Source organism: Mesorhizobium sp. M7A.F.Ca.US.007.01.2.1, assembly GCF_003998165.1.
Lineage (GTDB): Bacteria > Pseudomonadota > Alphaproteobacteria > Rhizobiales > Rhizobiaceae > Mesorhizobium > Mesorhizobium ciceri.
On record NZ_RZQP01000154.1, the window covers coordinates 1 to 15,061 of the forward strand.

Below are 15,061 nucleotides of genomic sequence, written 5' to 3' on the forward strand. Positions count from 1 at the left end.
GCGCCGACATGATCATCGGCGTCGATTTGAACAACGACAAGAAGGAGTGGGGCGAGCGGTTCGGCATGACGCATTTCGTCAATCCGAAGGAGATCGACGGCGATGTCGTGCCCTACCTCGTCAACATGACCAAGCGTGGCGCCGACCAGGTCGGCGGCGCCGACTACACATTCGACTGCACCGGCAGCACCAAGGTCATGCGTCAGGCGCTCGAAGCCTCGCATCGCGGCTGGGGCAAGTCGGTGGTCATCGGCGTTGCCGGCGCCGGCCAGGAGATCTCGACGCGGCCGTTCCAGCTGGTCACCGGCCGCACCTGGATGGGCACCGCCTTCGGCGGCGCGCGCGGCCGCACCGATGTGCCGAAGATCGTCGACTGGTACATGGACGGCAAGATCCAGATCGACCCTATGATCACCCACACGCTGAAGCTCGAGGACATCAACAAGGGTTTCGATCTCATGCATGCCGGGGAGAGCATTCGCAGCGTCGTGGTTTACTGACCGGCTCACACGACACGCCCGCGTCGAAGGCTCTGTGTTCCCAAAATACCGTGCCTCCCCGACATCGGGCGTTAGGCCGGCGGCGCGACTGACATTCCGGATGTCCGCGCCGCCGGTCGGTTCGACCCCACCTGATCCGCCCGGGTTGCCGCGATCAATGTCGATGCCGTAGACACCGGCCCATTGGTGTTTGAAATCCGTGGAGAGGGAATATGCCGGAACCCATGAAGACCATCTCCCAGGCAAAATCCCATGGCGGAGTGCAGGGCATCTATTCGCACCTGTCGACGAGTTGCTGCTGCGACATGACGTTTGCCGTTTTCGTGCCTCCACAGGCCCGGGAAACGCCTCGCCCCGTGGTGTGGTATTTGTCGGGACTGACCTGCACCCATCAAAATGTCATGGACAAAGGCGAATACAGGCGCATGGCCGCCGAACTTGGCCTGATCGTCGTCTGTCCAGACACCAGTCCGCGCGGCGCCGACATCCCTGATGACAAGGACAATTGGCAGTTTGGCGGCGGCGCCGGCTTTTATCTTGATGCAACGCAGGAGCCTTATGCGAAGAACTACCGGATGTATTCCTACCTCGTCGAGGAACTACCCACGCTGATCGCCGCTAATTTTCCGGCAGACATGTCGCGCCAAGCCATAACGGGCCATTCGATGGGCGGACACGGCGCGCTGACGATTGCTTTGAAAAACCCGCAGCGGTTCAGGAGTTGCTCGGCATTTGCGCCGATCGTGCAGCCAAGCGCTGCCGGCTGGTCAAGGCCGGCTTTCGAAAAATATCTCGGCACGGATGAGGCCTCGTGGCGGGCCTACGACGCTACTTCGCTTGTTGAAGACGGGCGCCGCTTCCCGGAATTTCTCGTCGATCAGGGAACATCGGACGGGTTCCTGAATGACGGGCTGAGACCCTGGCTTTTGGAGGCGGCCTGCGCCAAAGCCGGCATTCCGCTGACGTTGCGCATGCAAGACGGATACGACCATTCGTATTTCTTCATTTCGACATTCATGGACGACCATTTGAGATGGCATGCGGAACGGCTTGCATAGGTCGAGGTCCGAGCGATGCAATCGGATTAATCCTCGTCCAAGCGAGGACCGCGTTACTCTTTTTCGTCTCTACCAGGGCGAGGAACACGATGGCGCCGCATTGAAATTATTGAACAATTTCAACCGGAGGCGCTACCAACGCGTACAAATTTTTTAGCCATTTCAACGGTTTAACTGGATTTTGGTAGCGGGAGAGGGACTTGAACCCCCGACCCCAGGATTATGATTCCCGTGCTCTAACCAACTGAGCTACCCCGCCAGGGCGGCGAAAGACCCGAAATCCGCCTCAAATCGAAAGGCATGTCGGGGGCGTTCGCCAAGGTCGCGCGGATATAAGGTTGGGAGGGCGAGCCTGTCAAGCTTCGAAGCAACCGGCTTGCCGGCTTATCGTCATTATCGAAAAGCTTTGCCGCGGCGACATTTGGTTGTCGCCGCCGGGGTTGAGTTCGAAGGGGCACGTCGCTATGTCTCGGCCACGAGTTTTTAGAGTTTGAAACAGATGAAGCCGCGCATAGCAGTCCTCGGTTGCGGATACTGGGGCAGCAACCACATCCGCACTCTCAAGGCGCTCGGCGCGCTGCACGCGGTCTCCGATACCAACCGGGCCCGCGCGGAAGGCTTTGCCAGCGAGCAGGACTGCCTGGCGATCGAGCCGGACCAGCTGTTCGTCCGTGACGATATCGACGCCATCGTCATGGCGCTGCCGCCGCAATTCCATGCCGACCTTGCGGTACGTGCCGTCGAGAACGGCAAGGACGTGCTGGTGGAAAAGCCGATCGCGCTGACGGTGGCGGATGCCGAGCGTGCGGTGCAGGCGGCCAAGGATAATGGCCGCGTCTTCATGGTCGGCCATGTCCTGCGGTTCCACCCCGCCTTCGAGACGCTGAAAGGGCTGATCGACAAGGGCGAGCTTGGCGAAGTCCGCTACATCCACTCTCACCGGCTCGGCCTCGGCAAGTTCCACACAGAGAACGACGCGCTGTGGGACCTGGCGCCGCACGATCTATCGATGATCCTGGCGATCACCGGCACAGAGCCGATCGAGGTGCGCGGCGAGGGGGCCGCCCTGCTCGACAATCTCAGCGACTTCGCGCATCTGCACATGCGCTTCCCCAACGGCCTGCGCAGCCATCTCTTCACCTCGCGTCTCAATCCCTATCGCGAGCGGCGGCTGACCGTGGTCGGCACCAAGGCAATGGCGGTGTTCGACGACGTCGAGCCATGGGAACGCAAGCTGGCCGTCTACCGCCACGCGGTGTGGCAGGACAGCGGCCAATGGGCCTTCACCACCAATGAGCCGTCCTATGTCGCGGTTGCCCAGGGCATGCCGCTGACGCGCGAGCTGGAGCATTTCATCCAGTGCATCGAGACTCGTGCCGAACCGCGTACCAGCGGCGAGGAAGCGATCCGGGTGCTGCGCATCCTGACCGCCGGCACGGTCACCCACACCAAGTCGAATTCCTGAAGCGCGGATTATTCGGCAGGAAACTTATTCGGCAAGAATCTTATTCCGCGGGAATCTTATTCCGCGGGAATCTGGGCCGGCCGGGCGGCAAGCCGGGTCAGCATGGCCTCGGCCTCGGCGCCACGCTCCGATCGCTCGATGAAGCCGCCGCCGAACACGCGGGCCTCGTTGCCGTCATCGGAGTAGAGCACGCAGGCCTGGCCCGGCGCGATGCCGGACTCGCCGTCTACCAGCTCCACCCATGTGGCACCGGCACGATGATGCAGCACGGCCGGGCGCGGCGGCCGCGTCGAGCGGACCTTGGCGAACAGTTCCAGGCCGCCGGCAGGGACGTCTGTGAGCGGTCCGTCGCCCAGCCAGTTCATATTGCGCAGATAGATCTTGTGCGTCTCCAGCGCCTCGCGCGGGCCAACCACGACGCGAGCCCGGTCGGCATCGAGATGGACGACGTAAAGCGGCTCGCCGGAAGCGATGCCGATGCCACGGCGCTGGCCGATCGTGTAGCGCAGGATGCCCTCATGGCGGCCGAGCACGCGGCCGTCGATGTGGACGATGTCGCCCGGATTGGCCGCAGTTGGCTTCAGCTTGGCGATGATGTCGGAATACTTGCCCTGCGGCACGAAGCAGATGTCCTGGCTGTCCTGCTTGGCGGCAACCGCCAGCCCCATCTCCTCGGCGATGGCGCGAACCTGAGGCTTCGACAGGCCGCCGAGGGGAAAGCGCAGATAATCGATCTGCGCCTGCGTGGTGGCGAACAGGAAGTAGCTCTGGTCACGGTCGGCGTCGACCGGACGGTAGAGCGCGCGCTGGGCGCCATTGGCGCCGGAACGGATGTAGTGGCCGGTGGCCAGCGCGTCGGCGCCGAGCTCCTTGGCGGTGGCCAGGAGGTCGGCGAACTTCACCGTCTGGTTGCAGGAAACGCACGGGATCGGCGTCTCGCCGGCGACGTAGCTCTCGGCGAAGGGATCGATGACCGCCTTGCGGAAGCGTTCCTCGTAGTCGAGCACATAATGGGGGATGCCGAGCGTCTCGGAGACACGGCGGGCATCGTCGATGTCCTGCCCCGCGCAGCATGAGCCGGCCCGGTGCGTCGCCGCGCCGTGGTCGTAGAGCTGCAAGGTGACGCCGACGACGTCGTAGCCCTCGCGTTTCAGCAGGCCGGCGACGACCGATGAATCGACACCGCCGGACATGGCGACGACGATGCGGGTGTTTTCGGGACGTCCGGGAAGATCGAGACTGTTCATGATGCTTTCGTTCTGCGCGGCGCCTCAATGCCAATGTCGAGAATATAGGTCAAGCTTTACCGGCGCGCCAGCGTGCAGGGCGATTCACCGTTTGTGGCCGATCTTCGCCAATGGATGCATTTTCCCCCGGCAAATCAGGGTTTGCGGGCAGATGTTTCAAATGCCGGCGAAAAGACTAACGCGGCGTTCATGATCCTTACCTAGTCATTAGGGTCTGCTTAGGCAATTTTTAAAGCTGTGGCGGTAACGTGGCGGGGATTGGGTCTTTGAGTTTTTTGTAGAGAGTACGATGACCGATCTGGTTAGACCGAGAGTCAAATATGTTATCGGGCCTGACGGCAGCCCTCTTACGATTGCCGATCTGCCGCCGACCAATACACGTCGCTGGGTTATCCGGCGTAAGGCGGAAGTGGTTGCGGCCGTGCGCGGCGGGCTTTTGAGCCTGGACGAGGCATGCCAACGCTACAAGCTCACCACCGAGGAATTCCTGTCCTGGCAGGCGTCGATCGACGAATACGGCCTTGCCGGGCTGCGCACGACACGCATCCAGCAATACCGGCACTGACCATTGCGAATTTAGATGAAGGGCGCGGCTAACTCCGCGCCCTTCTGTTTTTCACGGTCACCGTTCCGCTCAGAGCGACAGCACAACCTTGCCGATCGGCTTGGTGGCAAGGAAGGCGTGAGCGGCCCCCGCCTGGTCCAGTGGGAAGCTCTTCGCCACATGGACGGTGATCTTGTTGGCATCGATCAACCGAGCCAGTTCCAGCAGGCCCTCCCTGTCGGGGAAGACCGACATACGCTCGACCCGAATATCGCGCGCACTGGCGTGCGCCCTTGTGTCGTCGCTGACATCGAGCAGTGACACCAGCACGCCGCCACGCTTGAGCACCTTCAGCGAGCGTTGGGCGTGGTCGCCCCCCATTGGATCCAGCACCAGATCGATGTCGCGAACCTGGTCGGTGAAATCGCCCTTGGTGTAGTCGATGACCTCGTCGGCGCCGAGGTTGCGGACGAAATCGAGCTTGCCCGGGCTGGCCGTGGCGACGACGTGGGCGCCGCGCGCCTTGGCGATCTGCACCGCCAGATGACCGACGCCGCCGGCTCCCGCATGCACCAATACGCGCTGCCCCGATTTCAGCCCGCCGTGGCGAACAAGCCCTTGCCAGGCGGTGAGGCCGGCCAGCGGCAAGGCGCCTGCCTCGAGGTGGCCCGCGCCCTTCGGCTTCAGTGTGATTTGATCGGCAGGTACGGCAACCAACTCGGCATAGGCGGCGGCCTGCTTGGGAAAGCGCGGCATCCCGAACACCTCGTCGCCGATCTTGAAGCCGGTGACGCCGGCGCCGAGTGCTTCGACAGTTCCCGAGATATCCCAACCCAGGATGAAGGGCGGCTCGCCGAGCAAGGGGTAGTAGCCGGCACGGACGGCGCCATCGACCGGATTGATGCCCGCGGCCTTGACACCGACCAGCACTTCGCCGGCCTCTGGCGTGGGATCGGGCTGATCGGCGATGACAAGGACGTCGGGTCCGCCGACGGAATTCTGGATAGCGGCACGCATTGAGATATCTCCTGCTCGGTTGATGCCACTATCATTTGGATAGTAATAGTCCCTTGTCCAGTATGTACCTTTCTGATACATACGCACCTCATGGATAGTGAAGATGATTGCGGTTTCGGCTATGACGCGTTCCGGCGAACGTGTCCTTCGCACACGGTGCTGGAGATGCTGGCCAGCAAATGGGTCTATCTGGTGGTTTGCGCGCTGCGCAAAGGCCGGCTGCGCAATGGCGAGCTTGCCCGGAAGCTTGACGGCATCACGCCGAAGATGCTGACCCAGACGCTGCGCGTGCTCGAGCGCGACGGATTGGTACGGCGCGAGATCTTTCCGGTCATTCCGCCGCGCGTCGAATATGAATTGACCGAGCTCGGTCAGAACCTGGCGGGACTGCTTACCCAGATCAGGTCATGGGCGGAGCAGCATGCGCCGGATATCAAGGATGCCCGTGCAAGGGCAATTGCCGAGAATGAAGGGGATTGGGCCGCGTAGGGCGGGTTTCATTCTTCTGGGCGTATTCCGCCGGGCCGCAAGCCGCGACAATGCGCCAGTCCGATGGCGAGCGTTGACGTCGCCAAGGGCAGGGTTTTAGCCGATCATGGCGCTGCGGCCACCGACTTCGGCTTCGCGGATCTTCGTGTCGCGCGATTCCAGCATTTCCGCTTTGGAAAGCTCCGCTTCAGCTTCGCCGAGTAATGATTCGGCGGCGCTTCGCTGCTGGGCGAGGTCGCTTTGGGAATTCCTGAGATTGTCGCGGCGCAGGCGAGCCGCCTTGGCGAAGGTCGGATAGGCGAAATGGTTGATGTCGGTGATGCCGGCCTTCTTTTCCTCGGCGGTAATCTGAAGCTCCAGCTCGACGGCCATGCGTTCGAACTCGGCGATCATCATGTCGAGCTGCAGCAGCTGCCGCCGCTTCTCATTCACCTGAAACTGTTTCAGCCGAACGAGGTTTTCACGTGACTTCATGATTCGGTACTCCCGGAAACGCACACCCGCACTTATCGTCCAAACCACCTGGAAACGCCCAGGCCGCACCCGTGTCCACCGGCTTTCCCCCAACTATGGGAAACAAAACCCTAAAGTTTTTTGCCGGCGGTAACCATTCGTTTACGGGCATTGTTAATCATACGGGTCAGGACTTAAGGCCGGGTAAAAATTCCGGCCACCGATGCGGAAGCGACGTCGATGAGTCCCTGGAGTCGCTTAGTCCAGGTTGTTAATGTGTTGCATTAGGAATTTGGTTCTGAGATTCGTTATTAGATTCAAGAGGGTGTAGAAAGAGGTTAAAAAATCTGGTACCGTCATGGACGGGAAATTAGGATTTGTTAACCATTCAATGGCAGCCTCTGCACAAGGCAACCACTGCTCCGGGTCCGGACGGGTCGTGAAATGGTCCGGCAGCAGAAAAGGGGAATAAAATGCGTGTTCTGCTGATAGAAGATGACAGTGCAACCGCACAAAGCATCGAACTGATGCTGAAATCGGAAAGTTTCAACGTCTACACGACCGATCTCGGTGAAGAGGGCGTCGATCTAGGCAAGCTCTACGACTACGATATCATTCTTCTCGACCTCAACCTGCCTGACATGTCAGGCTACGAGGTCTTGAGAACGCTTCGCCTTTCCAAGGTCAAAACACCTATTCTCATCCTCTCCGGCATGGCCGGCATCGAGGACAAGGTGCGCGGCCTCGGCTTCGGCGCAGACGACTACATGACCAAGCCATTCCACAAGGACGAGCTGGTTGCCCGCATTCATGCCATCGTGCGGCGTTCCAAGGGCCACGCCCAGTCGGTCATCACCACCGGCGACCTGGTGGTCAACCTCGATGCCAAGACAGTCGAAGTCGGCGGCCAGCGCGTGCACCTGACCGGCAAGGAATACCAGATGCTGGAGTTGCTCTCGCTACGCAAGGGCACCACGTTGACCAAGGAAATGTTCCTCAACCACCTCTATGGCGGCATGGACGAGCCTGAGCTGAAAATCATCGACGTCTTCATCTGCAAGCTGCGCAAAAAGCTCGACGCGGCATCGGGCGGTCAGAACTACATCGAAACGGTCTGGGGTCGCGGCTATGTGCTGCGCGAACCGGAAGACATTCGCGTCAGCGCCTGAGCGACGAATCGTTCGAATCTTTTCAATAAAAAACCCGGCTTCGGCCGGGTTTTTGCATGATGGGCTGGTAACGGTCTGCTTTTGGGCTTCCGAGCAGAAGACCGTCACGCACTTTTTCTGGAGTTGCTCAAGGATGCCGAATCAGGTGCGCTCTTCAAGGTGCGAAAGCGCTCGAGCAACTGCGGGCGGTTGAACGGCTTCAAGAGATAGCCCTGGGCGCCGGCTCGCTTGGCCCGCATGATCGAAGCAATATCGAGCTCGACCAGGGAAATCAGGATCTGCGGCCTTATCGGGCTCTCCATGGCGCGGACGCGACGGATGAGATCGACCGCCGGTACGTCGGGCAAGGCGCCATCGACGACGATGATGTCGGGCATGTCGGCGGCGCACATCTCCAGCGCGTCAAGTCCGCTGGCGGCCTCGATGACAATCATTTCGGAGCCGCCCAGGATGCGTTTTGCAACCTTCCTGATAACGCTTGAATCGTCGACGAACATGCAGCGTTTCATTTCCGGGTCCTCTTTGCCTTCTGGCAGTCCGGTAGCGTCGGGGGCATCCAGGACGCACCATAGGCCAATCTGGTAAAGAAGCCGAAAAGGCGTTAGGTAAAATTTTTATAAAGATGGGCAGGTGCCTACTTTTATTCACGAATGCTTTGGCGCCGCCTGAACGACCAGACGCATCTCAAGTCGATGAGCTGGAATTACAGCTTTAAATGAAAAAATACTTCGCTTTATCGGCTGCGCATCAGGCCGCCGAAAGCACGATTTCTTCCGGCGTCGCGTGGATCGATATCGTCATGCCGGCCTCGCGCGCCAGAAGCAGCGTGTAATAGGGCTGCACGGAATGCGCGTCGATCGGCTCCTCCGGCTTGTGGCCGGAATGCAGTTCGAGGAATTTCGGCGGCACCCGCAGCATCGGGCCAGCCGACGCAAGCGCGAAACGCGGTTCGGTCTCAAGGTTTTCCAGCGTCACGGAAAGCTTGCCGCCGCGCGGAATGGCGGCATTGGCGACGAGGATCAGGTTGAGCAGCAGCTTGACCTTGTTCTTGGGCAGCAACGCGCGGGGCCCGTTCCAGGTCAGTTCCGGCTTTTCGTTCTTGAGGAAGGCGATGGCGACCGCTTCGGCATCGCCGGTATCGATCAACATACCGGCCGAACCGGCGGCACCGAAGGCGATGCGGGCGAACTGAAGGCGGGCCGAAGCGTTGCGGGCGCTCTGACGGATCAGCTTCATGGCGTCCTCATCGGCGCCGCCTTCATCAAGCAATTCGAGCCCGTTGTTGATCGCGCCGACCGGCGAGATGATATCGTGGCAGACCCGGCTGCACAAAAGCGCTGCCAGATCGGGTGCGGAAAGGGTGAACAGATCGGCCATCGGCGAAAAATCCCTGCAAAATCTCACAACTCATGGCCGGGCGATCGATCGTCGCCTGCCACACGAATCACGCACTCTCTCCTCAGGCTTTCTGAATACACAGCGCCCGTGCGTGCAGCAACAAATCCAAATTGTGGTTGTGGCAAATGGCGTGTTCACGCAGGCTGCCGACCCCAATTGAGCGACCCCAAACAGCCTTCGAACCGCCATGTTCATGTGGGAGCTTAATGGTTGAAAAAGGATTACGGCATAATTTGCCCCTAACAGTTACCCTTAACGGCCGGCTAAAAGAGCCGTACGGGGTGCGAGGCGTCGGCGAAGGTGCTCCCTGACGGAGATTGGAAGCATGTTTTCCCGATACTACGACCGGAGCTTTCTCCGTGTCTTCTCAATGGCGGTCACGCTCCTGGGCGTTCTCGTCTTCTCGACTTCAGCCCTGCGGGCCCAGGAATACACCGCTCAGGAGATTGTCGATTCCGGTCACAAATTTTTTGGCGCCACATCGGGCGGACTCGCCACGGTGATCGAGAAGATTTTTGCCTCCTACGGCCTGCCCAACGGCTATCTGCTGGGCGAAGAGGGTTCTGGTGCGCTGATCGGTGGCCTGACCTATGGCGAAGGCACGCTCTACACCAAGAATGCCGGCGACCACAAAGTGTTCTGGCAAGGCCCGTCGCTCGGCTGGGATTTCGGCGGCGAGGGGTCGCGGGTGATGATGCTGGTCTACAATCTCGATGATGTGGGCAGCCTCTACAACCGCTATGGCGGCGTTGCCGGTTCAGCCTATGTGGTGGCGGGCGTCGGCTTCAACGTGCTGAAGAACAACAATGTTCTCCTGGTGCCGATCCGCACCGGCGTCGGTGCTCGGCTCGGCGTCAATCTCGGCTATCTGAAGCTTACCGAGCGGGCCACGTGGAATCCGTTCTAGGCTGAAGTCCTTGGCTGTCGTTGTCCAAAACCGGGACCGCTTTTGGGTCGACATGCATTAAACTCGTACCGTTGCGGCAAACCCTTGCCGCAACGCTGGATTTCCGCCATGTCAACGTGGCACAGTCAAAGCGATCTATGCGCTTTTGATGCTTGCCGGCCACAACGGGTAGTCACTTGGTCCAGTCGGTCCTGTTCTTCGTCCTCGGCTTTCTCTGCGCTGGCTTTCTGGCGCTCATGGTGGCTCCGGCCATATGGCGTCGTGCGGTCGCGCTTACACGCAAACGCATCGAATCCTCGATCCCTCTGACGCAGACCGAGATCCAGGCGGACAAGGATCGCATCCGCGCCGAATACGCCATGACGACGCGCCGCCTGGAAATCAGCGTCAAGGCGTTGCGTGAGAAGGCGGCCGAACAACTGGTCGAGATCAATCGCGGTCGCGAGGCCATGAAGGGCCTGGCGGTCGAGCGGACTGACAAGAACCAGGTGCTGACCGAGCTGGGCGCGAAGAACGAAGCGCTGCGTCAGCGAGAGGGCGAGTTGCAGCAGCTTTCGGAGCGTCTGAAGGAAACCGAACGCAAGCTGGAAAAGCGCGCCCTTGAGCTGGAAAAGCTGGAGCGCATGTATGACGACGCCAGTTTTTCCTCGAGCAGCCGGCAGATCGAGCTCGTGGCGCGAGAGTCCGAAATGCAGAAACTCGCCAGTGACATTGCGATGCTGCGCGGCCAGCGCAAGGAAGCCGACAGGCGCGGCCAGGAAATCGCGGCCGAAAGCAAGGCCGCGCGGGACGCCCTGAAAGCCGAGAAGAAAAAGACCGCCGAGCTCGACAAGAAGGTCGAACGGCTGCTGGCCACACTTGCCGATCGAGAAGACAAACTCGACCGCCGCGAAAAGGAACTGGCACGCATGCGCGAAAGATCGAAATCCGAGGACAGCGCGCCAGCCTTGCGGCTGGTCGGCAAGGGCGGCGATGTCGCGAGGAGCGATGATTTCGACAAGGCAATCGCCAAGCTCGATAGCGACCGTGAGCAGCTCGAGGCGAGGCTGACGGCGCTGGCGCGCGAGAACAAACGGCTGAAGGCGGATCTCACCGCACTGGCCGCCTCCAAGGCCGCTGACAGCAGCTCCGCCTTGCGCGAGCAGATGAACGAGCTGGCGGCGGAGGTCGTCCATCTGACGGCCAAGCTCGAGGGGCCTGGTTCGCCGATCGCCATGGCATTGGCGGTACCGTCGGACGCACGCTCCGGCAACGGTGACCGCAGTCTTGCCGACCGCGTGCGCGCGCTGCAGAAGGCTGACGCGACAAGCTGAGATCAGGTCTCCTTAGAGCATTTCACCGTTTCACGGAAACGGCGAAATGCCCTAACTCTTTGCTTTGAGGCAATTCTGGACGGAAAACCGCTTCACACTTTTCCTAGAATTGCTCTAGCCGAAAAATGATGCAGCGCGATGGCTGAAGCCGCGGCGACATTCAGGCTGTCGAAGCCTTCCGCCATGGTGATCCGCACGTCGTGCAGGCTTGCGAGCAGGTCGTCCGGCAAGCCTTCGCCCTCGGTGCCGAGATAGAGCGCCAGGCGCTCGCTGCGCTGCGCATCGCGGATGTCGGTCTCCCCGCGGGGCGAGAGCGCGAATTGTTCGAAGCCACGTCGGGCGAGCATCGTTGTGAAGCCGGCGGTGTCGGTGAACGATGCGAACGGGATCTTGAGCGCGGCGCCGACCGAAACGCGGATCGCCTTGCGATAGAGCGGGTCGCAGCACGTCGCATCCAGCAAAACCGCGTCAGCGCCAAAGGCGGCGGCGTTGCGGAAGATCGAGCCCACATTGTCATGATTGGCGATGCCGACGAGCACCACGACCAGCGCACGAGGCGGCAAGCCATCGAGCAGGGCTTCGGCCGGCTGCGGCGCTCCCTTGCGGCCCATGGCCAGGATGCCGCGATGCATGTGAAATCCGGCGATTGCGTCCATCACCGCGCTGGTTGCCACATAGACCGGGAGATCGGCGGGCGCCTTGCTCAGGATCTTGTCGAGACCCGCCAGCCGGTTTTCCAGGACGAGGACCGATTCGGCGGCAAAGCGTCCAGTTGTGAGCAGCAGGTCGAGCACCACCTTGCCTTCGGCGACGAAGCGGCCTTGCCGGCCGGCGAGGTCACGCTCGCGAATGTCGAGATAGGCAGCGACGCGCGGATCTTGCGGGTCGTCGATGCGAATGGGATCCATGCATTCCTCGCGACCGTCGCATCGGCCCGAAAATCCGGACCGCTTCCCGGCGCTCACCTTGTTTGGAAAGCACGATGCGACAATTCGGGACAATCAGCCAGCTTTGTGCGCCCCAAATCGGCGCATGCCGCTCTGAATCACCGGCGAGATCGGCGGCTGTGTGGTCAGGTTCCAGCACGGCGCAAGCGGTGCGCCATCTGGGACAGGTCATCCTTGCCGCTGCCGAAAATGCCGTCCAACATGACAAGCAGTTCTCGCACGGCGTCGGATTTGCAGGAGTAGTAAATCATCTGCCGGTCGCGGCGGGTGTCGACAAGGTCGAGCGCCCGCAACTTGGCGAGATGCTGGGACAGGGCGGATTGGCTGAGCATCACCTTCTCGGCTATGGCTCCCACCGACATTTCACCTTCGGCGAGGTAGCTCATGATCAACAGTCGCTTCTCATTGCCCATCAGCATGAGAAACTCTGCCGCCGATTCGGCGTTCACGATTAGCTTTGTCGAGACCATCGATCCCCCATGCTTCCTGTTCATCCCGACGCCATGGGGGCAATGGCGTCTGATTCCATAAATTCACTTATCGATCGGCGCTGGCGATTCAGCGTCACTAAAAGGTAGAGCATTTCACCTAAATCTCAAGTGTTGCTTTTGATCCAGCATAATTAAGTCTCAGTCCCGGCGTCGACAATGGCTCGGCCCGCCCTCGCCATATCGACCAGAACGTGCCGCAATTCACCTGCTGCGCCCAGAGGTTGCGGGTAAAAGACCCGGCAAGCATCGTCGCCCGACACCAGATCCATGCCATCGGCATCGAATCCGGCAATACGCCAGCCGTTGCCGGATACTTTGGCGAAATGCTGTGCGTAAACGGCGATCGCGTCGAGATGGTCGGCGTTCATGTGGTCGATGGCCGATTGTTCGCGCGCCGCGAGTTCCTCGACGACCGGTCCGCTGGCGAGCAGATCCGATCGGTCGAGCTGATAGGCCTTGCCGAAGCCGCCGTTGAGGCTGGCGCGTTGCGGATCGAGGCGAAAGATCGAAAAGTCACCGAGACCGGCGTAAAGTTTCGCCCTGGCATTGTGATTGAGGTAACGGCGCTCGGTGCGGGCGTGTTCGGCCGATCCGCGCTCGATCCTTACCGCCTGGCAGACCAGTGTCAGGCGCGGGTGCGCCAGCGGGTCGCCCTTGCCTGGTTCGCCGAGCAACAGGGAACAGCGCGGGTCGGCAAGCAGCGCGCCGGTGTGCGCCGAAAGCATCGACACCAGGATCAGCGGTGCGCCGTCGATGTCGGTGGCCACGCCAACCCTGCTGGCCAGCGGCGAGCCGGTTTGCGGTTCGATCACCGCCAGGGCGCCAAAGCGGGCGCTGCGCAGAAGCGTCTTCGCCAGCCGGATCGCTTCGGCGTCCGTCTCACGGATCACGTCCTTCTTCGGCTCGTCCAAGGCAGCACCGCAGTAAGTTGATCTTTGTTCTCTAGTTATCGGTCAGCAAGCCGGATTTGACAAGGTCGTCGATCTCGGCTTTCGCAAAGCCGAAACGTGCCAGCATTGTCGACGGCAACAGATCCTCATCGCCGGGCATAGTGGCCAATGTCGGTTGCGAACTCGAGAAACGCGGGGCCGGGGCCGGGCGCTCAAATGCACCTGCCGTCACAGAGGCATTGCGTGCCCGATTGTGCGGGTGGTGCTTTGCCTCTTGCAGCGACAGAACGGGTGCAACGCAGGCATCGGTTTGCGCGAACAACCGGTCCCAGTCGTCGCGTGGTTTCTGCCGGATCCGATCGGCAATGGCGGCGCGCATCGGCGGCCACAGGGCCTTGTCGTACTGGCCGGATGCAAAGCGCTCGTCGAGCGGCAGCAGCCTGGCGAATTCGGCGAAGAATTGCGGCTCGAGACAGCCGATGGCGATATGGCGTCCGTCCGACGTCTCATAGGTGTCGTAGAACGGGGCGCCGGAATCGAGCAGGTTCGCGCCACGCTTATCGCTCCACAAGCCGGCCGCCATCAAGGCGTGCAGGGGCACCGCCAGCATCGAGGCGCCATCGACCATCGCGGCGTCGATGACTTCACCCTTGCCTGTGCGCGAACGTTGGAAAAGGGCGGCCAGCACGCCGGCAACCAGCATCATGGCGCCACCGCCATAGTCTGCAACGAGGTTGAGCGGCGGGACGGGACGGCCGCCGGCATGGCCGATGGCGTGCAGCACGCCGCTATAGGCGAGGTAGGTTATGTCATGGCCGGCGCGGCCGGCGAGCGGACCGTCCTGGCCGAAGCCGGTCATACGGCCGTAAATCAGCGCCGGGTTACGCGCCAGCACCGTTTCCGGGCCGAGGCCGAGCCGCTCCATGACGCCCGGACGAAAGCCTTCGAGCAACATGTCCGCCTTTTCGGCAAGGCGCAGCAACAGATCGGTGCCTTCACGGCGCTTCAGGTCGAGGCGCAGCACGGCGCGGCCATGGCGGTCGATGTTATACTCATCCGGCAGCGGCAGGAGCTGGCTCGTCCCCGCCCGTTCGATGCGCAACAGTTGCGCGCCCATCTCCGACAGCATCAGGCCGGCCAGCGGCACGGCGCCGAGCCCGGCCATCTCGATCA

At 61.3% G+C, this 15,061-nt stretch carries 17 protein-coding genes and 1 tRNA gene; 8 read left to right on the forward strand and 10 right to left on the reverse strand.

The genetic code is table 11. The features are described from left to right. Positions 1–500: zinc-binding dehydrogenase (locus EN949_RS23665; RefSeq protein WP_164755883.1), on the forward strand; the 500-nt coding region annotated here is incomplete at its 5' end. A gap of 212 nt (positions 501–712) precedes the next feature. Further along, entirely contained in the window at positions 713–1,558 is an 846-nt protein-coding gene (gene fghA / locus EN949_RS23670) for an S-formylglutathione hydrolase (protein WP_127366539.1), read from the forward strand. 182 nt (positions 1,559–1,740) lie between these two features. Here fghA and EN949_RS23675 read toward each other — a convergent pair. Beyond that, positions 1,741–1,817, reverse strand: a tRNA-Met gene (locus EN949_RS23675). A gap of 240 nt (positions 1,818–2,057) precedes the next feature. On the opposite strand from EN949_RS23675, the gene EN949_RS23680 reads away from it, so the two are divergent. After that, positions 2,058–3,023 (forward strand): Gfo/Idh/MocA family oxidoreductase, encoded by a 966-nt coding sequence (locus EN949_RS23680; RefSeq protein ID WP_013529902.1) that lies wholly within the window; start codon positions 2,058–2,060, stop codon positions 3,021–3,023. A 56-nt stretch (positions 3,024–3,079) separates the two neighbouring features. On the opposite strand, the gene mnmA is transcribed toward EN949_RS23680, so the two are convergent. Next, positions 3,080–4,270: a tRNA 2-thiouridine(34) synthase MnmA gene (gene mnmA, locus EN949_RS23685; protein ID WP_013529903.1), complete on the reverse strand. Its 1,191-nt coding sequence runs from the start codon at positions 4,268–4,270 to the stop codon at positions 3,080–3,082. A 289-nt stretch (positions 4,271–4,559) separates the two neighbouring features. Between mnmA and EN949_RS23690 the strand changes: the two genes are divergently transcribed. Further along, positions 4,560–4,835, forward strand: coding sequence for a DUF1153 domain-containing protein (locus EN949_RS23690; RefSeq protein WP_013529904.1), 276 nt, complete (start codon positions 4,560–4,562; stop codon positions 4,833–4,835). Positions 4,836–4,904: 69 nt separating this feature from the next. On the opposite strand, the gene EN949_RS23695 is transcribed toward EN949_RS23690, so the two are convergent. Then, complete coding sequence (locus tag EN949_RS23695; protein ID WP_063168875.1) at positions 4,905–5,831, reverse strand: NADP-dependent oxidoreductase; 927 nt, start codon at positions 5,829–5,831, stop codon at positions 4,905–4,907. Positions 5,832–5,921: 90 nt separating this feature from the next. Between EN949_RS23695 and EN949_RS23700 the strand changes: the two genes are divergently transcribed. Continuing rightward, the gene (locus EN949_RS23700) at positions 5,922–6,320 is read left to right on the forward strand and encodes a helix-turn-helix domain-containing protein (RefSeq protein WP_013529906.1); all 399 of its coding nucleotides are present in this window, start codon (positions 5,922–5,924) and stop codon (positions 6,318–6,320) included. A gap of 96 nt (positions 6,321–6,416) precedes the next feature. On the opposite strand, the gene EN949_RS23705 is transcribed toward EN949_RS23700, so the two are convergent. After that, positions 6,417–6,794, reverse strand: coding sequence for a flagellar export protein FliJ (locus EN949_RS23705; RefSeq protein ID WP_013529907.1), 378 nt, complete (start codon positions 6,792–6,794; stop codon positions 6,417–6,419). A 452-nt stretch (positions 6,795–7,246) separates the two neighbouring features. Between EN949_RS23705 and ctrA the strand changes: the two genes are divergently transcribed. Further along, on the forward strand, positions 7,247–7,942 hold the full coding sequence (gene ctrA / locus EN949_RS23710; RefSeq protein WP_006203583.1) for a cell cycle two-component system response regulator CtrA: 696 nt from the start codon (positions 7,247–7,249) through the stop codon (positions 7,940–7,942). Positions 7,943–8,046: 104 nt separating this feature from the next. Here the strand turns inward: ctrA and EN949_RS23715 are convergent, their stop codons facing one another. Both EN949_RS23715 and EN949_RS23720 read right to left on the reverse strand, forming a co-directional pair. After that, entirely contained in the window at positions 8,047–8,451 is a 405-nt protein-coding gene (locus EN949_RS23715; protein ID WP_024504503.1) for a response regulator, read from the reverse strand. Between the two features lie 238 nt (positions 8,452–8,689). After that, entirely contained in the window at positions 8,690–9,319 is a 630-nt protein-coding gene (locus EN949_RS23720) for a histidine phosphotransferase family protein (protein ID WP_024504504.1), read from the reverse strand. Positions 9,320–9,710: 391 nt separating this feature from the next. Here EN949_RS23720 and EN949_RS23725 point away from each other — a divergent pair, with 391 nt between their 5' ends. Next, positions 9,711–10,247 carry an EipA family protein gene (locus EN949_RS23725; RefSeq protein ID WP_224621527.1) on the forward strand — a complete coding sequence of 179 codons (537 nt, stop codon included), beginning with the start codon at positions 9,711–9,713 and terminating at the stop codon, positions 10,245–10,247. Between the two features lie 176 nt (positions 10,248–10,423). Further along, positions 10,424–11,560 (forward strand): hypothetical protein, encoded by a 1,137-nt coding sequence (locus tag EN949_RS23730; protein WP_063168874.1) that lies wholly within the window; start codon positions 10,424–10,426, stop codon positions 11,558–11,560. Positions 11,561–11,652: 92 nt separating this feature from the next. On the opposite strand, the gene EN949_RS23735 is transcribed toward EN949_RS23730, so the two are convergent. From EN949_RS23735 to EN949_RS23750, 4 genes are all read right to left on the reverse strand, one after another. Beyond that, complete coding sequence (locus EN949_RS23735; RefSeq protein WP_063168873.1) at positions 11,653–12,468, reverse strand: RNA methyltransferase; 816 nt, start codon at positions 12,466–12,468, stop codon at positions 11,653–11,655. Between the two features lie 164 nt (positions 12,469–12,632). After that, entirely contained in the window at positions 12,633–12,977 is a 345-nt protein-coding gene (locus EN949_RS23740) for a metalloregulator ArsR/SmtB family transcription factor (protein ID WP_013529913.1), read from the reverse strand. A gap of 152 nt (positions 12,978–13,129) precedes the next feature. Next, positions 13,130–13,909 carry a HugZ family protein gene (locus EN949_RS23745; RefSeq protein ID WP_064994473.1) on the reverse strand — a complete coding sequence of 260 codons (780 nt, stop codon included), beginning with the start codon at positions 13,907–13,909 and terminating at the stop codon, positions 13,130–13,132. Positions 13,910–13,940: 31 nt separating this feature from the next. Then, positions 13,941–15,059, reverse strand: a complete 1,119-nt coding sequence (locus tag EN949_RS23750) for a CaiB/BaiF CoA-transferase family protein (protein WP_245472486.1) — start codon at positions 15,057–15,059, stop codon at positions 13,941–13,943. Positions 15,060–15,061: the final 2 nt, after the last annotated feature.